We start from the raw sequence: 21,720 nt of genomic DNA on the forward strand, positions 1-21,720 counted from the left end.
CACGAACCACCACCGCCCTGATGCAGCGTCAGCCCACTAGACTCGAAACAGGCACGCTGACCAGGACAAATGGAGAAACGCAACTGGAGTACTAGTACGCCCGAGGAGCGGCCGTCAGCCGCAGTTGGGTGTCACCCCAGTCCGCGTGGTCGAAGTTGATGCCGTCGCCTCCGTCCGTCGCCCGCAGCGTGAGCCGCTGTACGCCCACGATGTCGACATCGATCGGGTGTGCCGCGTCCGCGCGCGTGAGCACCCCGGTCGTGGCCAGTACCCGCCCGTCGCCGATCACTTCGAAGACGACGCTGCCTTCGCCGGTCACCTCGTCGTCGATGCCCACCTTGGTGGTGAACCGGTCGTAGGCGCCTGCGATGTCGACGGAGACCTCGCCCGAGGCGTGCATGCCGAGGCCCTTGTCGTACACCATGCCGCGGATGCGCAGCGGACCGCCGTCACCGGCGCTGTTCTCGCCGTTGGACATGTCGCGCTCCACCGGTCCCCAGCCGTTGCGTTCGGCGGCGAACGGCAGGTCGCTGACAAAGTCGACCCCGGGGGGCGAGAGGAAGACCCGCACCGTCCTGTCTGAACGCAGGACAGCGCTCCTCCCTGGCACGCGGTAGCCGGCGGCGACTATCACATCGCTGTAGCCGTACGCGGCATCTGCCGGGACACGAACCGTCCAGCGGGCGTCGAGGGGCTTGCCCGTGGGCAGTTGGCCGGTCTCGGCACCTGGGCCCTCGACGGTCCAGCCCTTCGGGCCGGTCGCCGTGAGGGTGACGTCCGTGGCGGGCCCGAACTCCTCGACGAGGAACCGGCCGTCGACCTGGACACTTGCTCCCGGCTCGGCCTGGATGTTCTGCGGCCCGGCTGTCAGTGTCGTCAACGGCATCCGGTCCACGGGCCGGTCGCAGGTGGTGCGGCCGGGCTCGTCCCGGCAGATCAGCGCGGCGAAGCCGCCGTTCTGCACGGTCGCCACCGGCAGCGTGTCCCGGCGGTCGACCACGTGCGATTCGCGGACCAGCCCGCCCTGTCCGTCGCGTACGACGTCCACCCGCCAGCGTCCCCCGCCGAGGAAGTCCAGGGGCACCCGCTGTGTCGCCGCCGCCCCCGCCGTGACGCTGCCGAGGAACCAGCGGTTGCCGTGCCGCCGCGCGAAGGTCGCCCCGTCGCCCGGTTGGCCGGACAGCAGCCGTGACTCGTCCCAGACGGTCGGCACCTGATCGAGGAAGCGCTCCGCCTGCGGGCGGTCGCGGTAGGCCTTCACCGAACCGGCGAAGTTCTGGAAGCCCGACTCGTAGACGACGGAGAGCGCGAGCTCGGCGGCCTCCGACGTGTTGCGCGTGCCGAACTGGAAGCCCATCGGCGTGTAGTCCATGGACCCCACGACGTTCCGGGTGAACGGCAGGGTGGCGACGTCACGGATGGAGACATTGCCCTGCTCGGCGCCGTACACCGCCTCCATCGTCATCACGTGCGGCCAGGTGCGCTGGATGCCGTGCGGGAGGGTCGAGCCGTGGAAGTTGACGAGCAGCTTCTGCTGCGCCGTGGCCTGGAGTATGTCGTCGTACCAGCGCAAACGCGCCTGCGAGTCAGAATCCATGAAGTCGATCTTCAAGCCGGCCGCGCCCCATCCCTTCACCTTCGGCAGGATCTCCTCGCGTTCGGCCGCGGTGTCCAGATCGCTCCAGTGCATCCACAACAGCACCTTCACACCGCGCTGTTGGGCATAGGTGATCAGCTGGGGCATCCAGTCGGTGGTCTTCCATCCGTCGTCGACCAGCGTGTACTCCCAGCCGTGCGCGGCGCTGTAGTCGACGAACCGCTGCTGCGTCTCCAGACTGCGCTGCGCCGCTCCGAACCCGGCGAGCCAGGACCATGCGACCTTGCCGGGCCGTATCCAGGAGGTGTCCTTGATACGGGACGCGGGCGCCAGGTCGTCCACGAGGGTGGACCCGGTGACGGCGGCGAGGTCGCCGATGACGGCCGTACGCCAGGGGGTGGCCAGCGGTCCGGGCGAGGTGATCCGCTCGTCGGCGAGCTCCACCGTGTACCGGCCGGTTCCCGACTCATGGACCAGATGACTGCCGGCGTACCGCCCGTCGACGTCCGACTCGGTCAGCAGCACGTACTTGCCGCCGACCTGGAAGAGCGAGGGGTAGCCGAAGTCCCCGGCGGGCGCTGCCGCGGCGGTCGTCTCGGTGTGCGGACGCTCATAGTTGGGGGTGTACGGCATCAGCCAGGCGGGCGAGGCGGCCGGCAGCTGGAACGCGGACGCCTCCCTGAGCACTGTCACGTCGCCCGGCTCCGGCAGCACATAGCGGTAGGCGACGCCGTCGTCGGAGACCCGGACGAGCAGATCGAGCCGTGCGCCGTTCTCGCCCGTGAAGGAGAAGCGCGTCTGTGTCATCCGTGTGCTGCGCCGGCGCTCCTTGCCGGTCGTGGTCTCGTACCGCTCGGTGATCTCCTGGGTCTGCCGACCCTGCAGGCGCAGGCCGGAGGTGAGGTCTGCGGCCGTGGTGACGATGCCCAGGGGAGCGCTCTCCAACACGGTCGTCCCGCCGCTGCGCACGCTCAACGACAGCGCCCCCCGGGGATCGTCCAGCCGTATGTCCGCCGTCAGAGGGTCCTGCTTCGCTCCGGCCCGCTGGGTGACGGTCCAGGTTCCGTCCTTCCGTTCGGTGGCGTCGGCCGGGGCCGCTAGGGCGCCGATGCCGAGCGCGGCGCTCAGCACGACGGCGAGCCATGTCAGAAGTCTGCTGCGTGATCCGGGTGACCCTGTGAGCACCGAAAGCCTCCGCTCGCCTGCCTGGCAACGTTGTCAGTCCCGCTCCGCACGCCCAGTTCGATGGTGACGAACCCTCAACTGCGAACAAGCTCAAACGAAATCGGACGGCGCAACCTCAGTGACTACAGGTTTCTCCCCAAGCTGTAAACCCCCCGCGTCACAACGGGTGGCCCGCAGCCGCCCTGCCAGCCATCGCAGTTGAATCGCCCGCTGATGCGGACGGCCGCCTTCGTGGCCGTTGAAGTCGTAGACCTCGATCTCCTTGTGCGGGCCGGCATAGGCGTTGAAGGCCGCGAACACCGTCGACGGCGGGCACGCACGGCGGGCCGCAGACCCTCTTGCGCGATCTCTCTCGCCCCGCTTGGGTGACCCCAGTCACATCCTGGGACGAGCGGGAAGGCGGCCGAGCTCATGGCAGGCACCACAGAAAGCAATACCGACGAGTCCATCTCGCTTCCACGCAAGTCGAGTTGGAAATACATCGGTCCCGGAATCGTCGTCGCGGCGACCGGCGTCGGAGCGGGTGACCTCGTCGCCACGCTCATCGCCGGCAGCAACTTCGGCTACACGCTCCTTTGGGCCGCCGTGATCGGCTGTGTCGTCAAGATCTCCCTGGCCGAGGCGGCCGGCCGCTGGCATCTGTCCACCGGGCGCACGCTCTTCGACGGCTGGGCCAGCCTCGGCCGCTGGACCACCTGGTTCTTCGTCGTCTATGTCGTCGTCTGGGGCTTCGTGTACGGAGCGGCGGCCATGTCGTCCAGCGGCCTGCCCCTCCAGGCGCTGTTCCCCGACGTCATGGGCCTGAAGTGGTGGGCGATGCTGACCGGGGTCGTCGGCCTGGTCTTCGTCTGGTTCAACAAGTACGAAGTCTTCGAGAAAGTCATGACGGTGCTGGTCGGCGTGATGTTCGTGGTCACCGTCTATCTGGCGATCCGGGTCACGCCGAACCTCGGCGACGCCTTCGCCGGACTGCTCCCGGTCCTCCCCGACGAGAAGGACTCGATCCTCAACACCCTCGGCCTGATCGGCGGCGTCGGCGGCACCATCACCCTTGCCGCGTACGGATACTGGGTCAACGCCAAGGGCTGGACCAACGCCGGCTGGATGAAGGTGATGCGCTTCGACAACCGCGTCGCGTACCTCACCACCGGCGTCTTCGTCATCGCGATGCTGTTCGTCGGTGCAGAGCTGCTGCACTCCGCGGACGTCGCCATCGCAAGCGGCGACAAGGGCCTGATCCAGCTCGGCGACATCCTGGAGAAGGAGTACGGCGCCGGAACGGCCAAGCTGTTCCTCATCGGCTTCTTCGCCACGTCCTTCACCTCGCTGATCGGCGTATGGCACGGCGTGAGCCTGATGTTCGCGGACTTCGTCGAGCGCTACCGCAAGGACCGCCTGGGCGCGGGCGAGCAGGCCGTCACCGGCGAGGAGGTGGCCTCGGGCGCCCGTGAGAAGTCGGTGCCGTTCCGGGCGTATCTGCTGTGGCTGACGTTCCCGCCGATGATCCTGCTCTTCCAGGGCCAGCCGTTCCGACTGGTGATCATCTACGGAGTGCTGGGCGCCGCCTTCATGCCGTTCCTGGCGCTGACGCTGGTCTGGCTGCTCAACTCCGGGCGTACGCCCAGGGAATGGCGCAACGGCATGCTCAGCAACGCGATGCTGGTCATCGCGGGGCTGCTGTTCCTGGTTCTGTGTGTGAAGCAGATCGCCGACCAGCCGTGGGCCGATTTCTTCTGACCGTCCTCAGGGGCGTACGGCCCGGACACCCTCGGCGTCCGGGCCGTACGGCATTGCGTGGAGGAGTTACGGCAGAGCGTGCACGTGCGGTCCCACCGCGTTCGACCAGGCGTTGCCCGACTTCGCGTCCCAGTTCGTGGACCAGGTCATCGCACCGCGCAGCGACGGGTACGTCTTGGACGGCTTGAACGATCCGCAGTTCGTGCCCCGGGCCAGGCAGTCGAGGGCGTTGTTCACGATCGTGGGGGAGACGTAGCCGCTGCCCGCGCCGCTGGTCGAGGCCGGCAGGCCGAGCCCCACCTGGGACGGCGCGAGACCGCCCTCCAGCTGGATGCAGGCGAGCGCGGTGAGGAAGTCCACCGAGCCCTGCGAGTAGACCTTGCCGTCGCAGCCGAGCATCGAACCGCTGTTGTAGTACTGCATGTTGACGACGGTCAGGATGTCCTTGATGTTGAGCGCCGTCTTGAAGTACTCGTTCGACGTCGACTGCATGTCGATGGTCTGCGGCGCCATCGTGATGACGAGACCCGAGCCCGCCTTCTGGGAGAGCGAGCGCAGTGCCTGCGTCATGTAGGTGGAGTTGAGCCCGTTCTCCAGGTCGATGTCGACGCCGTTGAAGCCGTACTCCTGCATCAGTGCGTAAACGGAGTTGGCGAAGTTCGTGGCGGAGGTGGAGTCGTTGACCGTGATGGTGCCCTTCTCGCCGCCGATCGAGATGATGACGGACTTTCCGGCCGCCTTCTTGGCTGCCACGTCCGCCTTGAACTGGGCGACCGTGTAGCCGCCGAGCCCGGCCGAGTCGAGATTGAAGGTCACCGCACCAGGCGTCCCGGTGGCGTCCGCGAAGGAGACGGCGATGATGTCGTACTGCGCCTGCACGTCGCTGATCTTCTGGACGGTGGCGCCGTTGTTGAAGTTCTGCCAGTAGCCGGTCACCGCGTGCTTGGGCACGGTGCCGCCCCCGCCGCCGGAGCTCGAGGTGGTACCGGTCACCGCCGCGGACTTCGCGGACTCACCGGCCGCGTTCGTCGCGGTCACCTGGAACTGGTACGAGGTGGAGGCGCTCAGTCCGGTCGCGGTGGCCGAGGCCCCGGTCACCGACTGCACCTTGGCGCCGTTCTGGTAGAGGTTGTAGCCCGTCGCTCCCGACACCGGGTTCCAGGACAGGGCCACGGACGACGAGGTCACAGCCCCGGCGCTGAGCCCGGCGGGCGTGGAGGGCACCACCGGGTCGGGGTCACCGCCGCCGCCACCGTCCGGGCCGAAGACGCTCACATCGTCGGCGTAGTACGCGGCCTGGCCGTACCAGCCGTGCGTGTACACGGTGACGGAGGTGGTGCTCGCACCGGTGGTGAAGCTGGTGGTCAGCTGCTTCCAGCCGGAGGAGTCCGGCGTCCAGGTGGAGACGTCGGTGGTGCCGGTGCCGGTCGCGCCGAGGTAGGTGTAGCCGCCCTGCACCCAGGCGCTGAGCGTGTACCTCGAGTTGGGCTTGACGGCCACGGTCTGCGTGCACTTGGCGTTGTCCTGCCCGGCGGGGGTCGCCTTGAGGGCGGAGGCGCCGCCGTGCACGGGGGAGGAGGCGGTGGCGCCGCTGCCGCCGGAACAGGTCCAGTTGGCGAGACCGGACTCGAAGCCGGCGTTCTTGGCGACATTGACGTCGGCGGCCTGCGCGGTCCCGGTGGTGCCCAAGAGCGTGAGACCGGTCCCGACGGCGAGCGCCAGCGCTCCGCCGAGCCATCTCCGTGAGCGTGTGGTGCGGTCCACTTGCTGCCTCCAGTGGGGGAGTTGGGGGGTGTGGAGGGTATGGGAACGGTGGCCACCGCTGGGCGTACAAACTGGTCCAGACCAATAGGGTTGTCAAGACCTCTGGCGATGATTCGTATACGGAAGGCCGCGCCGGTCCGCGGACAGGGGCAGGGGGTCGAGGCCGAATCGAGTGCCGCCGGATTCACTGTGGAGTAACACGAGTTAACAAATGACCGCTTCAGCCGATTTTGCCTGTGCGCAGCGTGTGCACGTTGCAGCTCTCGGTTCTGAAAGGTGTTCTCTGCCTCCTTGTACGTGGCTAAAGTGCAGGAGCAGGAGCACGGAGCAGTAGGGATCTGCGGGCGTCGGGACTCCGGCGGCCGGGGCGAACGGGGAACCAGCGTGCCGACCGCGATAGCTGTCACCAGCGCAGATCTCGTGCTGCCGCCGACCGATCAGCAGACGCCCACCGCGGCGCTGCTGCAGTCGCCCGAAGCCCAGCCCCTGGACGCCGCCCTCGCCGACATGACCGTCCTGCTGGAGCAGCACGGGTATGTGATCGCCCTCTATCCCGCATCCATCCCCGCGGTCCACGAGCGCCGGCTGCATACGGTCCGTTCCGTGCTGGAGAGTGACCGCATCGCGCTCCTCAAGCTCGATCTGCCACCGCTGGGCGTCGCCGTGCTGGTCCGTCAGATGCGGCAGCTGTCGATCTGTGACTTCAGCGCGGGAGTCGTCGCCTCCGCGGCCCGGCTGCTCTCCCACTATGTCTACGCGGGTGCGCTGCTCAGCTCGGTCACGAAGCTCGACCGGGTCCCCGTGAGCCTCAAGTCCCATGCCAAGTCCTGGGTCCCGGGCTCACAGTTCGGCGTACTGGCCAATCCCCATCCACAGCTCGTGAAGATCGGCAGCGGCGATCTGGCGGGTCCTCAATTCGGTACGCAACTGATCGTGGCGAGAGGCCAGTTACAGTCGGACTGGGTGACGGGGACTCTCGCGCCCTCCTGGCGGGTTCAGCATGTGCAGGAATCCATGCTGCCCGCCGAATCTCCCCGCTGGTGGGGAACGGCCAGGTTGATCGAATTCGCCGCCTTTCTTCCGGACATCTCTGTTCTTTATCAATTGGTTTCGTCCGTACGGCGAGAGGTGTGCTCCTGGTGCGGCATTCAACTGATCGGTGATCGCTGCGGGTTCTGCCTGTCCCCCCTCTCGTCCATCGAGAACCAAACTCGCGCGCCCGGTGTCCTGAACCAAGGAACGCCTACGCCCCAAGGGTCGTGAGCCGTCGGCCAGGCGGCCCCGCACGGACCGCGGCGGCCGGTCGAAGGCGTGCACCAAACCGCTCCGCTCTCCCTGTCCGCTCCGTCAGTCCACGTCTGAGAACGAGGTTGTCCCGCCCATGAATTCACGGCAGCGCCGCGGCGTCATACTTCTGCTTCTCTCGGTTCTGTGCGCCTTCGGCGCGTTCGCCGGTGTGCTTTCGGTGATCAGCGATGTGAATTCAAAAGTCGGGCCCGAGGTTGCCGCCTACCGGGTCAGGACAGATATCGCGCCCTATACGCCCCTGGCGCCGGGCCAGTTCGAGAAGATCACCATGCCGCGGCGATGGCTCTCCGAGAGCGCGGTGACCGATCTCGACGTGATCAACGGAAAGATCGCCGTCACCCAGCTCCGCAGAGGATCCCTGCTCCAGGACGACATGATCGTGAAGCGTCCGAGCCTGGAGAGCGGCCAGCAGGAGATCGCGATCATGATCGATGCGGCGACCGGAGTCGCGGGCAAGATCAGGCCCGGCAAGCTGGTCAACATCTTCGCCACCTTCGCCGCGCAGAACGACTCCGAGGTGGACCAGTCGCGGATCATCGTCGCCAACGCCAAGGTGCTGGACGTCGGCGAACTCACCCCGCTCGACCCGAAGAAGGGCGACCGCGACAGCGGCCCCACCGAGGCCGTGCCGATCACCTTCGCCCTCAACACCACGGACGCCCAGCGCGTCGCCTACGCCGAGTCCTTCGCCGAGCACGTACGCCTCGCCCTGGTTCCCGACGGCAGCCCCACCACGCTGCGCCCGGGCGACGGCAGCTACGACCTCTCAGAAGACAGGAACAAGTGAGGGCCGGATGACGACACGCATTCTCCCGGCCGTCGGTGACGCCGACGCCTCCCGAGCCATCACCACCCTCCTCAGCCAGTTACCGGACGCCGAACCTGCCTCGCCGGTCGGTGACTCGACCTCACTGCTCGACCTGCTGGCCCGGCTGGCGGGCGAATCGCTCGATGAACTGCCCGAGGTCGTGCTGGTCCACGAGCGGATCGGGCCCGTCCCGGCCCTCGAACTGATCCGGGAGGTGGCGCTGCGCTTTCCGGCCGTCGGAGTCGTCCTGGTCACCGCCGACGCAAGCCCCGGCCTCTACTCGGCGGCGATGGATTCCGGTGCCCGCGGCCTGGTGGGACTGCCGCTGTCGTACGAGGAGTTGGCGCAGCGCGTCCAGGCGGCGGCCGGCTGGTCCGTCGGTGTACGCCGCCACCTGGGCCAGGGAGCCGATGTCTTCACGGGGCCCGGCGGCACCGTCGTCACCGTCAGCGGCGCGAAGGGCGGGGTCGGCACCACGGTGACCGCGATCCAGCTCGCGCTCGCAGCCCAGGCCTCCGGCCACACCGTCGCGCTCGTCGACCTGGACCTGCAGGGCGGCGATGTGGCCTCGTACCTGGATGTGCAGTTCCGCCGGTCCATCGTGGACCTGACCGCGATCCAGGACATCTCACCCCGCGTGCTGCAGGACGCGCTGTTCAGCCATGACACCGGCCTCGGGCTGCTGCTCGCGCCGGCCGAGGGCGAGCGGGGCGAGGAGGTCAGCGACCGGCTGGTCCGCCAGATCGTCAGCGCGCTGCGCCACCGCTACGAGATCGTCGTCATCGACTGCGGCACGCATATGAACACGGCCAACGCCGCCGCCATCGAGATGGCGGACACCACACTGCTGCTGACCACCCCGGACGTGGTGACCGTCCGGGCCACCAAGCGCATGGTCCGGCTCTGGGACCGGCTCCAGATCCGCAAGGCGGAGGAGACCGTCACCGTCGTCAACCGTCATACGCGCAATACGGAGATCCAGCCGGCGCTGGTCGAGAAGATCACTTCCACCCGGGTGGCCAGAGTGTCGGTCCCGGCCGGCTTCAAGGAACTTCAAGCGGTCGTCGATGCGGGCCGTATGCAGGATTTGGAGTCCAAGTCCACGGTGAAACAAGCACTGTGGGCACTGGCGGGGGAGTTGGGGCTGGTGAGGAACGCCACCGCCGAGAAGCAGAGCAGGTTCCGCCAGGACCGCGGTTCGCTCGGCGGCGGCCGCCGCCAGGGGCGTACGAAGTGACCAGGGCGTACGAAGTGAACAGATACAAGGCTGAGGGCTGAGGGGGAACGTTGAGCCATGACGGGACCAGGAGTACGCGCGCTGTACCGAGACCCGCGCCTGCGCGGTGACCGCGGCCAGTCCGTCATCGAATTCACGGGCATGGTCCCGATCATTCTGGTGACGATGGTCCTGCTGTGGCAGGCCGCGCTGGTCGGCTACACCTTCGTACTCGCGGGGAACGCGGCGGACAAGGCCGTGAGCGCGGGCACGGCGACCGAGGGGGACCGCGACGCGGCGTGCAAACGAGCCGGGCAGGAAGACCTGCCCGGCAGCTGGTCGTACCAGATCTCCTGCGGGCAGGACGGCGATCTCGTCAAGGCCAGGGCCGACCTCGAAGTGCCGCTGCTCTTCCCGGGGGCCTTCAACCTCCCGATCACTGTTCCCGGCCGCGCCGCCGCCGCGACGGAGAGGAACTGAGCCATGCGGAAGCAGGCAATCCGGCGGGACAGGGGCCAAGCGGTCATCGAGTACGGAGGCTGGCTCGTCCTGCTTCTCCTGGTGGCGCTGATCGCGGTCCAGGTCGGTCTTGCCGTGTACGCCGCGCAGCAGGCGGGCACGGCGGCGCGGGCCGCGGCCCGGGTGGCCTCGCAGGACCAGGCCCGGATCGGCTACGAGGAGGCGGGCCGGGCGTCGATGAGTGACTGGCTCGACGCCGACTTCGACAAGACCGAGGCGGGCGACGAGATCAAGGTCACCGCCACAGTCGGCATTCCCTTCCTCGTACCGGGCTTCGACTTCAGCACCACCAAGAGCGCCACCATGCCCCGTGACTGACCGACAGCACCAGGCAAGCCGTACGAGGGAGTTGAACCCATGAGCCTGCGGGCGCGCATCAACAACCCCGAGCCGACGACCGGGCACAGCGAGGAGAGCCGGCTCGTCGGGGTCTACCGCGCCAAGCTGCTCGAGGAGATCGACCTCGCCGAGATGTCGGCCCTCGCCGCGGCCGAGCGCCGCGCCCGCCTCGAGCGCGTCCTCAGCCACATCATCAGCCGCGAGGGCCCGGTGCTGTCCACCGTCGAGCGCTCCCAGCTCATCCGCAGGGTCGTCGACGAGGCGCTCGGCCTCGGCATCCTGGAACCGCTGCTCGAAGACGCCTCCATCAGCGAAATCATGGTGAACGGACCGGATCAGGTCTTCGTCGAGCGCAGCGGACGGCTGGAGCTGCTCCCGATGCGCTTCTCCTCCAACGAGCAGCTGATGCAGACCATCGAGCGCATCGTCTCCACCGTCAACCGGCGGGTGGACGAGGCGAATCCGATGGTCGACGCCCGTCTCCCCAGCGGCGAGCGTGTCAACGTCATCATTCCGCCGCTCTCGCTGAGCGGGCCGATCCTCACCATCCGGCGCTTCCCCAGAGCCTTCACCCTCCAGGAGATGATCGGCCTGGGCTCGCTCGACGAGCAGATTCTGATGCTGCTGGTCGGCCTGGTCCGCGCGAAGTTCAATGTCATCGTCTCCGGCGCCACCGGCACGGGAAAGACGACCCTGCTCAACGCCCTGTCGGGACTGATCCCGGGCGGCGAACGCATCGTCACCATCGAGGACTCGGCCGAGCTCCAGCTCCAGCAGTCGCATGTGATCACGCTGGAGAGCCGGCCGGCCAACGTCGAGGGCAAGGGCCAGATCACCATTCGTGACCTGGTGCGCAACTCCCTGCGTATGCGGCCGGACCGCATCATCGTCGGTGAGGTCCGCGGCGGCGAGACGCTCGACATGCTCCAGGCGATGTCGACCGGTCACGACGGCTCGCTCGCCACCGTCCACGCCAACAGCGCCGAGGACGCCCTGATGCGTCTGCAGACCCTCAGCTCCATGTCCGAGGTCGAGATCCCCTTCGTGGCGATCCACGACCAGATCAACAGCGCGGTCGACGTCATCGTGCAGCTCACAAGGCACGCCGACGGCGCCCGCAAGATCACCGAAATCGCCATCGTCGACTCCTACGGCCGCGAGGACTACCGGATCGTCACGGTCTGCCGTTTCGACGCCCGGCCGATGGCCGCGGACGGCCGCATCCACGGGAAGTTCGTGTACTTCCCGCTGCCCCGCCGGATCGCGGACCGCCTCTACATGGCGGGCGAGTCGCTACCCCCGGCCTTCGGCGTCGCCAGTACGGAGGAGCAGCTTGCCTCGCGCACGTCGACGGCCTGACCGGCTCGCCGTCCCCACCCGCCCCCGTCCGCCCGCTCACCGAGAAGGCCCCGCCCGACATGGATAACCTCCCGCTCCTGACGATGGGTGTCACCCTGCTCGGCTGTGTGCTCGCCGTCGTCGGGGTGCATGTCTACTCCTCGGGCCAGGCCCAGCGACAAGCCCTGCTGGAGCGGATGACGCAGACAGGACAGCTCGCGATCGAGGGCGGCCGGCGTCGTCGTTTCAGCGCTGTGGACCGTCGGCTGCGCAGAACGCGCCTCGGGAAGCGGATCGAGCGCCAGATCTCGGCGACCGGGCTCGATCTGACCCCGGGCGAGTACTTCGTCTACGTGGTCGGCGCGCTGCTCGCCCTGTACTTCATCGCCGGCTCGGTCTTCGCGCCCTTCTTCGGGATCATCGCTGCCGTCATCGGAGTCTGGGGAGCCAACGGCTTTCTCAACTGGCAGCGCCAAAAGCGCACCGAGGCGTTCATCAACCAGCTGCCCGAACTCACCCGCGTACTCGCCAACGCGACTCAGGCCGGTCTCGCGCTGCGGACCGCCATCAGCATGGCCGTGGACGAGCTGGACGATCCGGCCAGGGAGGAGCTGCGGCGGGTTGCGGATCAGCTGACCATGGGCCGCTCTCTGGACGACGCGCTGAACGATCTCGTCGAGCGGCTGCCCTCCCGTGAGCTGACCGTCCTGGTATCGACCCTCATCCTCTCCAACCGGGCGGGCGGCACCATCGTCTCCTCGCTGCGCAACCTCACCCAGACCCTGGAGGAGCGCAAGGAGACCCGCCGCGAGGTCACGACCCTGCTCTCCCAGGTCAAGGTGACCGCGGTGGCCGTTCCCGTGCTCGGTGTGGGCTTCTTGCTGCTCATCGACGGAATGCGGTCCGGCGCCCTCGACGACATGACAAGCGCGCTGGTCGGCAGGCTCGCCGTGATCGTCTCTGCGGCTCTCTACGCGCTCGGCTTCTTTTTCATCAACCGCCTCACCCGCGTCCGTATCTGATCCACACCTCTGACCCACACAGAAGGGAGGGAACACACCATGGGACTGCTGCTCGCGGCCGTCTTCGGGCTCGCCGTCTACGGAGCCTTCCAGGGCGTACGCATGTATCGCGCCGACGCCAAGCTTCCCGGCGACCTCGCCGTCGCCCTGGAGGTCGGCGCCAGCCGCACCAGCGCAACGGGCTCCGCCATCGACCGCATCGGCATGCGCTACGCGCCGTATGTGCTGCGGATGATGGGACCCAAGCGCGTCGACGCCGTCCGCCGGAAGCTGGACATGGCCGGCAACCCCGGTGGTCTGACCCTCGACCGCTACGCCGCCCGCCGCGCCGTATACGGGGTCCTCGGTTCCCTCGTGGCCCTGGGCATGCTGATGAACGGCCAGATCGTGTTCGCCGTGCTCTTCCTCCTCTACGGCCTCTTCTGGACCGACGTCCTCATCCGCGCTGCCATCAGCAGGCGCAGGGACGACATCGAGCGGACCCTTCCCGACTTCCTCGACGTCCTGGCCGTGGTCGTCTCCGCCGGACTCGGCTTCCGCCAGGCGCTGGAGCGCGTCGCCGAGAAGTACGAAGGTCCCTGGGCCGACGAACTGCGCATCACCCTGCGTCAGATGGACATGGGCGTGGGCAGGCGCGAAGCCTTCGAGCAGCTGCGCAAGCGCAACGAGTCCGACCAGGTGTCGATGTTCGTGTCCGCGCTGCAGCAGGGTGAGGAGCTCGGCGCCCCGATCGTCGACACCCTCATCCAGATCGCCAACGACATGCGCAGGACCGACGCCCAGAACGCGCGCCGCAAGGCCGCCAAGGCCGTCCCGAAGGCCACGCTCATCGTCACCAGCTTCATGCTCCCCGGGACGATGATCCTGATCGTGGTCGGCTTCTACTACGCCTCCAATGTCAACTTCAACGACATCTTCGGGGGCTGAGCCATGAGGGCTGCATTAGCCAGGGCCGGGCTGACCAGGGCGGGGCTGACCAGGGCCGGGCTGAGAAGGACCGCACTGACCGGTGGCTCAGAGGCGGGCGCTCCCGAGAGTGCCCCGGGACATGTGCCCTCGCTGCCCATCCAGGTCAACGCCCTGCAGGCGCTGTGCCGGCAGCTGTTCGGCTTCCGCCTCGCCATGACCGCGCTCGCCGCCCCGTTCGCACTCTCGGGTGTCGACCGGGGCCTCGGCGGCTGGCTCGTGGGCGCGGCCGTCCTCGTCACCGTCATGGTGTCCTATGTGCTGCTGCGCGACTGGGAGCGGTTCGGCCCTGTGCTGCTGCGCCATCCCTCGCTGCTCGCCGTGGACATGCTGTTCGGGGCGCTGCTGCTGTTCTCGGCCTCGCCCGGTTCCACGCTCACGTACGTCACCTTCTGCACCCCGCTGCTCGCCGGACTCGTGTACGGGTGGCGTGGCGCCGCGATCTTCGCACCGCTTCAGACGCTGCTCCTCGCCGCCTCCTACGCGATCAACGAGAAGATCGAGGCAGACGCCTCGGCGCTGCTGATGGTGGGCCTGTGCGTGATGGCGGGAGCCGTCGGCAGCGCGCTCCGCAGCCTCCTGCTCGGATTCGGCGCCGCATCCCAGGCGCTGACCGAGACCCGCGCACGCCTCGCGGTCAGCAGCGCGGTGGAGGAGGAACGCGCCCGGCTCGCCCGCGAGATGCACGACTCCGTCGCCAAGACGCTCCACGGACTGGCACTCGCAGCCGACGGCCTGGCCGGGACGGCCGACCGGATGGACCCGCTGACCGTCAAGCACCAGGCCGAGCTGGTGGCGCGCTCGGCCCGCCGCGCCGCGACCGAGTCCCGCGAGCTGCTCTCCGATCTGCGACGCGAGTCCGGCCTGGACGGCGGCGTCGACATCATGGCCGAACTCCGCGCCAGAACCGATGACTTCGCTCGGCGTTACGGCGTGCGGGCCACGTTCCGCGGGCTCGGCGACATTCCCGTACCGACGGCGCCGCACGCCGTCGCCCGCCAGGCGCTCACCATCGCCACCGAGGCCATGGAGAACGCCCACCGCCACGGTCACCCCAGCTACCTCGACGTCTCGGCGGGTGTCGTCGGCGACGTACTGAGGATCAGCGTGTACGACGACGGGCGGGGACTTCCGCCCGGCATCACCCTCGACGACCTCAGAAGGGCAGGCCACTTCGGCCTGGTCGGCATGGTCGAGCGGGCCGCTTCCATCGGGGCCCGCATCCGTATCGGCAGGGGCCGGGCGGCGAAAGGCACCGAGGTCCGCCTGGAACTGCCGGCCGCCGCACTCAGGCTCATCCCCGGCATCCCCCCTCAACCCACGCGGCACCGAACGCCGCTGCTCCACTGACCGGCTCACCGCTCACCAACCACAACCAACCAACCGTCCCCACCTTCCGAGAGGAGGCTGCAGCATGCCGGACGACGTCTCCCACGGCTCGGGGCAGAACTGGACCCAGCAGTCCCATGTCTCGCAGCACACGTCCTCGCACGCCACGCCGCTCAGCTCCGACCACACCACGGGTGTCCCCCTGGCCTCCGCGCCGCCCGTGACCACCGGCGAATACCCCGCTCTGCCCGGACCGGCCGCGATGCCGGCCGCCCCACCTCTGCGGGTGGTCGTCGCCGACGACAACCCGGTAGTACGCGCCGGGCTGACCGTTCTGCTGCAGGGCCGCGACGACCTGGAAGTCGTCGCGGAGGCGGCCGACGGCCGCCAGGCCTACGACGCGACAGTCCAGCACCGCCCGGACGTCGTTCTGCTGGACGTTCGCATGCCGGGCGTGGACGGCATCTCGGCGCTGCCGCACCTGGTGCGGCTGGCGCCGGTGCTGATGATGACGTACAGCAGGGAGAGCGAGATCGTGCACGAGGCGCTGCGCCTGGGCGCGGGCGGCTATCTCGTTCACGGCGAATTCACCGCCGACCAACTCGTCGCCGCGGTACGGGACATCAAGACGGGACGGGCCCACTTCACGCACTCCGCCTCCAGCGCGCTGCTGGCGAGGGTGCGGGGTGACGGCCCCGGCGACGGGGGCGGTCAGCCGCTTCCCGACGAGCTGGGCACGGCGTTCACGCGACACCAGCCGGCCTCTCCGCAGCAATTTGCTCAAGCGCCTTCGCTTACGCAAGCAAATGTGGCACATTCGTCTCGGAGCCCCGGTGTAGTCGACGGACTGCGCGGAGTGATCACCGAGCTGAGTCAGCGGGAGGTGGAGGTGATGGAGCTGATTGCGTCCGGCATGACCAACCAGCAGATCGCCGCGTCCTGCTTCATCAGTCAGAAGACCGTCAAGAACCACATCAACCGCATCTTCGCCAAGTTGAACGCGGGCAGCCGCGGTGAAGCCATCGCCGTCTGGCACAGCATGGCGACGCGAGGGGGGTCGGCGCGGCATGGATGAGCGTGTGCGGAGTTCCCGCTCGCACGTGGCCCGCAGGGCCCACCCCATGAATGGGGATTGGGCCCGGAGTTGGGCCCTGAGGCCCATGCCCGGGGATGTGGCCCCGCCGTACGTTTCTCCCGTCGGAAGCGAGACCGGCCAGGAGGAAGCCGGAAGCGTGGACGGCAACGAGGAGTCGTACGTGCCGGCCCGGCGACGGCCGGCCGGAACCGGAGGGGAGCGTCATGACGGACATCGGTCTGAAAGCGGCGACACGGGCCAGGGTTTATGTGACCGACTGGAGGGACTCGGTCCTCGAGGGCGTCAAGAGCCGCAAGGACAAGGGGCAGGGGGCGATCGAGTACGTCGGCATCACCATCCTGGTGGTGGCCATCGTCGCCCTGCTGCTGCAGACCAACCTCGGCGGCGAGATCGCAGGCAAGTTCTCGGAGAAGATCCGTTCGGTCCTCAATGGCGGGGGCGGCGGCGGTGGCGGCCAGTAAGTCCACCGGTTGAGTCAGACGCAGGGCAGGCCACACCGCTGTACATCACAGCGGTGGTTGGCCTGCTCTTCTTTGCGCTCGTGTACTTTGCGTTCGGTCAGGCCGACATCACCCGGAACGGTACGCAGACAGCCGCGGACGCGGCAGCCCTGGCAGCCGCACAGGATTCCCGGGACCAGCTGAAGCTGGAGGACTTCCTGGACGACCTCGGGGGCCTCTTCGACGGGAAGCCGGCCAAGACTGCCGACGGCTGTGCGGAGGCCGCCCGCTTCGCCGCCAGGAACGACGCCGACAACCTCCACTGTGACGCGCTGACGGACGGACGGTGGGGCTTCAGGGTGGAGTCCCGGTCCCGCAGGCCGATGGGCGACAGCATCATCGACGGTACGGAGAATCAGCACGCGCAAGCGACAGCCACAGCTGTGGTGGAGCCTCGCTGCACCTTCGCGCCCGATGAGTCGGCTGCTCCCCCGGAGGGCGGGGACGACCGGGATCCCGGCAAGGGCAATGACAAGAAGCCGTCTCCGGGCAAGCTCGTCTGCGACACCAAGGACTGGATCATCGATCCGGAAAAGCCGGATCTGCTTCCCGATATGACGGACCTCTTCACCGTCCGACTGGCCGAGGACTGACCTCGAACGAGCGTTAAGGAACAGGATTGATGACGATGCGACACGTGAGGACCGTGCGCCGGGCCGGGGCGGCAGCCTTGCTGTCGGCGGCCCTGACCTTCTCGCTGGCCGCCTGCGGTGGCGACGGCGGCGGTTCGGAATCCAAGGAGCCGGCTTCGACGGCGCCCCAGCCGACCAAGGGAGGCGACAAGGGGACCACTGCCCCTGACTCCGTGGCCAGTGAGCCGATCGCGACAGTCAAGGGCGACGGCGGGCTGGAGCTGTCCGTATTCGCGGCGAAGCGTGACGACGGCGGCTTCCTCACCGTGGACGGTGAGTTCAAGAACACCGGCTCCGCGGGATTCTCCGTTCCCGTCAGCTGGTACGGGCTGGAGCAGGACGTGGCTGCCACAGGCCATTCATTCGCGGGAATGACGCTGGTGGACTCCCAGGGCAGGAAGCGCTACTACGTGCTGCGCGACACCGACAATCGCCCGCTGACGACATACGCGTACGACGGGTACATCAAGCCCGGCCAGAGCCTCACCTTCTTCGCCCAGTTCCCGGCGCCCCCGCAGACGACCACCAAGGTCGCCCTCCAGTTCCCGGGGTTCCCCAGCACGTCGATCGAGCTCTCCTGATGAGCGCCACCATCACCCGCACCGGACGTGTCCGCGCGCGCACGGCCGCGACCGTCCTCGCCGGAGCCCTGTCGTTCGGTCTCATGAGTGCGGCCGGCGCCCTGGCCGATGAAGATCCTTATCCCACCCCTTCGGCGGCGGCCCCCGTCAAGATCGACCCAGGCGACTCCGATCTCAAGCTCCCAGAAGGGGCGACCCTCGCCCAGCCCAAGGTCATCGACATCAAGTCGGTCGTCGAGGAGATCGGCGGCGAGGAACGCCGTGAGGAGACCAACTCCGACATCAAGTTCGCGCTTCAGGCCGAGGTGCTCTTCGGCAAGGACAGCGCGAAGCTCTCCAGCGCGGCCAATGCCCGTATCGCCGCCATCGCCGCGGAGATCAAGAACCAGGACGCGAAGAAGGTCCGCGTCTTCGGCTTCACCGACGACCTGGGTACCTCCGAGCACGGCGACGTGCTGTCCCGGCAGCGCGCGGACGCGGTGCACAGGGTGCTGTCGCAGCAGCTGAGCGCCCTGGGCATCACATACGAGATCCGTGGGTACGGCGAGCAGTACCCCATCGCCAACAACGCGACAGAAGAAGGACGCAAGAAGAACCGCCGCGTCGAGGTCTCCTTCCCCAGGGGAGCGGGCAACTGACCGCGGACGTGATGGGCTGAATCGCGGGGGAGCCGGCCTGCAGCGTGCTGCGGGCCGGCTCTCGCCTGTGTCGAGGGACTGGTGCGGTGCGGAGGAGCGGAGCAATGACGACAGGCAGAGCCGGAACGGTCAGCACGCTGGCCCTGTGCCTGCTGATGCTGGGTGTGCATCCGGTGGCGGCACTGAACACCGCGGGTTCCGACGGGGGCGCCCCCTACCGGACTGCCCCGGACGCCGAAGCCGTGCGCGGCTCCGCGACCAGTGCCGGCGGCCCTTCGCTGAAGCCGGGGACGTACACCGACACCATCTCCGCGGGCGAGAAGAAGCACTACCAAATCGTGCTGGACGACACGTCCAATGCCTTCGTCTCGACGGTTCTGGCCCCGCCGCCGGGGACCGAGGTCGGCGTGCTCAGCGGAATCCGCGTCTCTCTGGCGAGCCCGAAGGGCGAGCGGTGCAGCAACGGCAGCGACGTCACATTCAAGGGCACGACCGCCCGCCCGATCGCCGGTTACGCCACTCGTCGCATCGAGCCCAACCGTGCGTGTCAGGACGCGGGCAGCTATCTCTACACCGTGGAATGGATCGGCTCCGACACCGGTCCGGGCTCCGCCGGCTGGCCCATCGAGCTGAAGTTCATGTCGGAGCCGGGGCTGGGGGCGGATGCGCAGGCACCCCCGGCCCCTGTCACCTGGAGCTCGCAGGCTCCGCCCGCGCAGACGGGGACGGAGAAGAGCCTGACGGGCGGCACCGGATTCAATGACGCACCGGCGGTCGGCGAAGGCGTCTGGCGGGACGAACTGAGCCCGGGCGAAAGCCGCTTCTACAAGGTGCCGGTCGACTGGGGCCAGCAGCTCTTCCTCGACGCCGCGGTCGCGAACTCCCCGACGGGCCAGGCGCCCGCTGTCGTCGACGGCCTGCAGATGGCCCTGTACAACACCGCGCGCGGGCTCGTCGACGGAGGCGGCGCCAGCTACCTCGGCAAGCAGGCGGCGGTGTCACTCGGCACGGCACCGGTCGCCTTCTCGCACCGGTACCGGCCCCAGGTGGACGCCATCAGCGCGATGCGCTTCTCCGGCTGGTACTACGTGCGGGTCACCCTGGACCAACGGATCGGCAGCACCCTCCCCATGGTCCTGCGTGTGGGCGTCGAGGGCGAACCACAGCCGGGCCCGGCATACGACGGGGACGCGACGGCGGCGGGCTTCGGGATCACGGACGAGGACCGGGCGACGGCTCAGGGAGGCCGCCTCGGGGACGGCAGCCCTCAGAGCCCTGTGCTGAAAGCCGTCGGCATCACCGGAATCAGCCTGGGGACGGTGCTGCTGCTCGGGCTCGCCGCGTGGACGGCGATCGAGCGTGGCCGCGGAACCGGGCGCCACGCCAAGGTGGCGGATACGGCCACTCTGCCCCGGGAGCCCTGATCCGGCCGCCGTGCAGTCCGTCCGGCAACAGGTCTGGTCCCACGCGGAGTTGAGCCCTTCTTTGGGCCCGAGGGCCCACGACCTCCTGCCCATGGCGCATTAGCGTCGCGTTCATGTCGCCACAGGGGGTTGTGCGTCGGATTCGCCGTCAGGTGCGTAGGACTCTGCCACGCACACACGCACGGCTGCTGGGCCTGCGTAAGAGGCGACCGGGCCAGTCGGGCCAGTCGGCGATCGAGTACGTGGGTCTGGTCGCGGTGGTCGTGGCGATCGTCGGGGCGCTGCTGGCGACGGGTCTCGGACCTGCCATCGCACAGGAGTTCAGCACGCAGGTGTGCAAGATCACCGGCGGCGAGAACTGCGGTGGCGGCGGTGACTCCGAGGCCCAGGACGACCGCGGCCGAGGCGATCCGGGCGACGGTCGCCCCGCCTCCGACGACGACGGTCCCGGCGACGGCAACAAGACGCAGACGCAGCTCGACTACGAGAAGGCCCTGAAAGAGCTTCAGGACGCCCAGGCCGCCGAGAAGTCCGATCGCGACAAGGCCATCGAGGCCGCAAAGGAACTCGCGAAGATCCTCGCCGAGGAGCTCGGGATCACCGACGCCCTCGACTGCATCACCAAGGGCGACATGGGCGCCTGCACCGAGACGCTCGTCAATGTGCTCCTCAGCCTCGTCGGAGGCGCGGTGGGGAAGCTCGCCGCGAAATACGGCGCGCCGTGGAAGTGGAAGAAAGCCGTCGAGCTCGTCAGAAAGCTCAAGAAGCACGGCGGGGATCTGTACGACGGGCTGACCGGGCTCATCAAGAACCGCAAGCGGGTCGCGGACGCGGAGAAGAAGCTCGCCGACGCGAAAAGGAAACTCGACGCGGACAAGAAGAAACCCAAGGACGGCGAGAAGAAGCCGGACGACAAACCGGCGGCCTGCCCCCGGCACAGCTTCCCTCCGGGAACGCCGGTGCTGCTCGCCGACGGGCGTCGGATTCCCATCGAGAAGGTGCGGATCGGCGACCGGGTCAAAGCCACGGACCCGTACAGCGGGAAAACCTGGACGCGGCCGGTCACGAACACCATCACCACGCACGACGACAAGGACTTCACCCGGCTCACGGTGCGTACGAGATCCGGTACGGCCATGGTCGACGCGACCGACACCCACCCCTTCTGGCTCACCGGCCAGGGACGCTGGGCCGACGCCGGCGAGATCGAGGCCGGAGACCGGCTGCGTGCGCTCGACGGGACCGGGCTGAAAGTGCTCACCGCGCGGCACTACACGGGGCGGCAGACGACCCATGACCTCACCGTCGCGCAGACGCACACCTATTACGTGCTGGCCGGGCGGACTCCCGTACTCGTACACAACGAGGACCCGACCGGCTGCGGTCCGCTCGACGGTGAGCGTGAGTACGATGTGTACGATCCGAAGACCGGAAACAGGATTACCGATATCGACCACATCGACGGCGGAGTCCTGTGGGAAGAGAAGAGCGCGCTGTTCGGCGACGAGACATGGCTGACCAAGCAGGTGGACGGAAAGCTTGCGAAGTATCTTGAAGCCCGTAAGCAGATGAAGGGCTACGAACAGGCCCCCATCGGATTCCGCTTCACCAACGCCAATGTCGATCCGCGTTTCCGTACCGCACTCGAGCAGCGTATTCAGAAGCTCAGGGACGAGAATCCCGGGCTGGACATCAGGCTGGAGTTCACGGGATGAGTTGCT

At 68.2% G+C, this 21,720-nt stretch carries 18 protein-coding genes and 2 pseudogenes; 17 read left to right on the forward strand and 3 right to left on the reverse strand.

Annotated features, from left to right (window positions below):
- Positions 1-91: 91 nt before the first annotated feature.
- Entirely contained in the window at positions 92-2,782 is a 2,691-nt protein-coding gene (locus ACFYWY_RS28295; protein WP_389190913.1) for a glycoside hydrolase family 97 catalytic domain-containing protein, read from the reverse strand.
- A 174-nt stretch (positions 2,783-2,956) separates the two neighbouring features.
- Positions 2,957-3,103: pseudogene (locus ACFYWY_RS28300) on the reverse strand (acetylxylan esterase); the annotation flags it as partial.
- Positions 3,104-3,193: 90 nt separating this feature from the next.
- Here ACFYWY_RS28300 and ACFYWY_RS28305 point away from each other — a divergent pair.
- Positions 3,194-4,519, forward strand: coding sequence for an Nramp family divalent metal transporter (locus ACFYWY_RS28305; RefSeq protein ID WP_389190915.1), 1,326 nt, complete (start codon positions 3,194-3,196; stop codon positions 4,517-4,519).
- 66 nt (positions 4,520-4,585) lie between these two features.
- Here the strand turns inward: ACFYWY_RS28305 and ACFYWY_RS28310 are convergent, their stop codons facing one another.
- The gene (locus ACFYWY_RS28310) at positions 4,586-6,283 is read right to left on the reverse strand and encodes a chitinase (protein ID WP_389190917.1); all 1,698 of its coding nucleotides are present in this window, start codon (positions 6,281-6,283) and stop codon (positions 4,586-4,588) included.
- A 384-nt stretch (positions 6,284-6,667) separates the two neighbouring features.
- Between ACFYWY_RS28310 and ACFYWY_RS28315 the strand changes: the two genes are divergently transcribed.
- From ACFYWY_RS28315 to ACFYWY_RS28390, 16 genes and pseudogenes are all read left to right on the forward strand, one after another.
- The gene (locus ACFYWY_RS28315) at positions 6,668-7,546 is read left to right on the forward strand and encodes a hypothetical protein (protein ID WP_389190919.1); all 879 of its coding nucleotides are present in this window, start codon (positions 6,668-6,670) and stop codon (positions 7,544-7,546) included.
- 118 nt (positions 7,547-7,664) lie between these two features.
- On the forward strand, positions 7,665-8,378 hold the full coding sequence (cpaB, locus tag ACFYWY_RS28320; RefSeq protein ID WP_389190921.1) for a Flp pilus assembly protein CpaB: 714 nt from the start codon (positions 7,665-7,667) through the stop codon (positions 8,376-8,378).
- Positions 8,379-8,385: 7 nt separating this feature from the next.
- A complete protein-coding gene (locus ACFYWY_RS28325; RefSeq protein ID WP_389190923.1) occupies positions 8,386-9,636 on the forward strand; it encodes a CpaE family protein in 1,251 nt (416 codons plus the stop codon).
- 57 nt (positions 9,637-9,693) lie between these two features.
- Positions 9,694-10,095, forward strand: coding sequence for a pilus assembly protein (locus ACFYWY_RS28330; protein WP_389190925.1), 402 nt, complete (start codon positions 9,694-9,696; stop codon positions 10,093-10,095).
- Between the two features lie 3 nt (positions 10,096-10,098).
- Positions 10,099-10,452 carry a TadE/TadG family type IV pilus assembly protein gene (locus tag ACFYWY_RS28335; protein WP_389190927.1) on the forward strand — a complete coding sequence of 118 codons (354 nt, stop codon included), beginning with the start codon at positions 10,099-10,101 and terminating at the stop codon, positions 10,450-10,452.
- Positions 10,453-10,491: 39 nt separating this feature from the next.
- A complete protein-coding gene (locus ACFYWY_RS28340) occupies positions 10,492-11,832 on the forward strand; it encodes a CpaF family protein (RefSeq protein ID WP_389190929.1) in 1,341 nt (446 codons plus the stop codon).
- Between the two features lie 59 nt (positions 11,833-11,891).
- Positions 11,892-12,833, forward strand: a complete 942-nt coding sequence (locus tag ACFYWY_RS28345; protein WP_389190931.1) for a type II secretion system F family protein — start codon at positions 11,892-11,894, stop codon at positions 12,831-12,833.
- A gap of 39 nt (positions 12,834-12,872) precedes the next feature.
- Complete coding sequence (locus ACFYWY_RS28350) at positions 12,873-13,760, forward strand: DUF5936 domain-containing protein (RefSeq protein WP_389190933.1); 888 nt, start codon at positions 12,873-12,875, stop codon at positions 13,758-13,760.
- Between the two features lie 3 nt (positions 13,761-13,763).
- Entirely contained in the window at positions 13,764-15,149 is a 1,386-nt protein-coding gene (locus tag ACFYWY_RS28355; RefSeq protein ID WP_389190935.1) for a sensor histidine kinase, read from the forward strand.
- 64 nt (positions 15,150-15,213) lie between these two features.
- The gene (locus ACFYWY_RS28360; protein WP_389190937.1) at positions 15,214-16,203 is read left to right on the forward strand and encodes a response regulator; all 990 of its coding nucleotides are present in this window, start codon (positions 15,214-15,216) and stop codon (positions 16,201-16,203) included.
- Positions 16,204-16,427: 224 nt separating this feature from the next.
- Positions 16,428-16,685, forward strand: coding sequence for a hypothetical protein (locus ACFYWY_RS28365; RefSeq protein ID WP_389190939.1), 258 nt, complete (start codon positions 16,428-16,430; stop codon positions 16,683-16,685).
- 35 nt (positions 16,686-16,720) lie between these two features.
- Positions 16,721-17,317, forward strand: a pseudogene (locus ACFYWY_RS28370) (pilus assembly protein TadG-related protein); the annotation flags it as partial.
- A gap of 29 nt (positions 17,318-17,346) precedes the next feature.
- Positions 17,347-17,937, forward strand: a complete 591-nt coding sequence (locus ACFYWY_RS28375) for a hypothetical protein (RefSeq protein WP_389190941.1) — start codon at positions 17,347-17,349, stop codon at positions 17,935-17,937.
- Complete coding sequence (locus ACFYWY_RS28380; protein ID WP_389190943.1) at positions 17,937-18,575, forward strand: OmpA family protein; 639 nt, start codon at positions 17,937-17,939, stop codon at positions 18,573-18,575. Before ACFYWY_RS28375 ends, ACFYWY_RS28380 begins: the two co-directional genes overlap by 1 nt.
- A gap of 104 nt (positions 18,576-18,679) precedes the next feature.
- Positions 18,680-19,999, forward strand: a complete 1,320-nt coding sequence (locus ACFYWY_RS28385) for a hypothetical protein (RefSeq protein WP_389190945.1) — start codon at positions 18,680-18,682, stop codon at positions 19,997-19,999.
- A gap of 152 nt (positions 20,000-20,151) precedes the next feature.
- Positions 20,152-21,714 (forward strand): Hint domain-containing protein, encoded by a 1,563-nt coding sequence (locus tag ACFYWY_RS28390; RefSeq protein ID WP_389190947.1) that lies wholly within the window; start codon positions 20,152-20,154, stop codon positions 21,712-21,714.
- The last annotated feature ends 6 nt before the right edge of the window (positions 21,715-21,720 follow it).

The organism is Streptomyces sp. NPDC002870, from assembly GCF_042888505.1.
Lineage (GTDB): Bacteria > Actinomycetota > Actinomycetes > Streptomycetales > Streptomycetaceae > Streptomyces.

What these genes read in the sequence shown, in the direction of transcription:
- ACFYWY_RS28305 (WP_389190915.1), top strand. Translation starts at nt 3,194, where the DNA reads ATGGCAGGCACCACAGAAAGCAATACCGACGAGTCCATCTCGCTTCCA.
- cpaB (WP_389190921.1), top strand. Translation starts at nt 7,665, where the DNA reads ATGAATTCACGGCAGCGCCGCGGCGTCATACTTCTGCTTCTCTCGGTT.
- ACFYWY_RS28325 (WP_389190923.1), top strand. Translation starts at nt 8,386, where the DNA reads ATGACGACACGCATTCTCCCGGCCGTCGGTGACGCCGACGCCTCCCGA.
- ACFYWY_RS28330 (WP_389190925.1), top strand. Translation starts at nt 9,694, where the DNA reads ATGACGGGACCAGGAGTACGCGCGCTGTACCGAGACCCGCGCCTGCGC.
- ACFYWY_RS28335 (WP_389190927.1), top strand. Translation starts at nt 10,099, where the DNA reads ATGCGGAAGCAGGCAATCCGGCGGGACAGGGGCCAAGCGGTCATCGAG.
- ACFYWY_RS28340 (WP_389190929.1), top strand. Translation starts at nt 10,492, where the DNA reads ATGAGCCTGCGGGCGCGCATCAACAACCCCGAGCCGACGACCGGGCAC.
- ACFYWY_RS28345 (WP_389190931.1), top strand. Translation starts at nt 11,892, where the DNA reads ATGGATAACCTCCCGCTCCTGACGATGGGTGTCACCCTGCTCGGCTGT.
- ACFYWY_RS28350 (WP_389190933.1), top strand. Translation starts at nt 12,873, where the DNA reads ATGGGACTGCTGCTCGCGGCCGTCTTCGGGCTCGCCGTCTACGGAGCC.
- ACFYWY_RS28355 (WP_389190935.1), top strand. Translation starts at nt 13,764, where the DNA reads ATGAGGGCTGCATTAGCCAGGGCCGGGCTGACCAGGGCGGGGCTGACC.
- ACFYWY_RS28360 (WP_389190937.1), top strand. Translation starts at nt 15,214, where the DNA reads ATGCCGGACGACGTCTCCCACGGCTCGGGGCAGAACTGGACCCAGCAG.
- ACFYWY_RS28365 (WP_389190939.1), top strand. Translation starts at nt 16,428, where the DNA reads ATGACGGACATCGGTCTGAAAGCGGCGACACGGGCCAGGGTTTATGTG.
- ACFYWY_RS28375 (WP_389190941.1), top strand. Translation starts at nt 17,347, where the DNA reads ATGACGATGCGACACGTGAGGACCGTGCGCCGGGCCGGGGCGGCAGCC.
- ACFYWY_RS28380 (WP_389190943.1), top strand. Translation starts at nt 17,937, where the DNA reads ATGAGCGCCACCATCACCCGCACCGGACGTGTCCGCGCGCGCACGGCC.
- ACFYWY_RS28385 (WP_389190945.1), top strand. Translation starts at nt 18,680, where the DNA reads ATGACGACAGGCAGAGCCGGAACGGTCAGCACGCTGGCCCTGTGCCTG.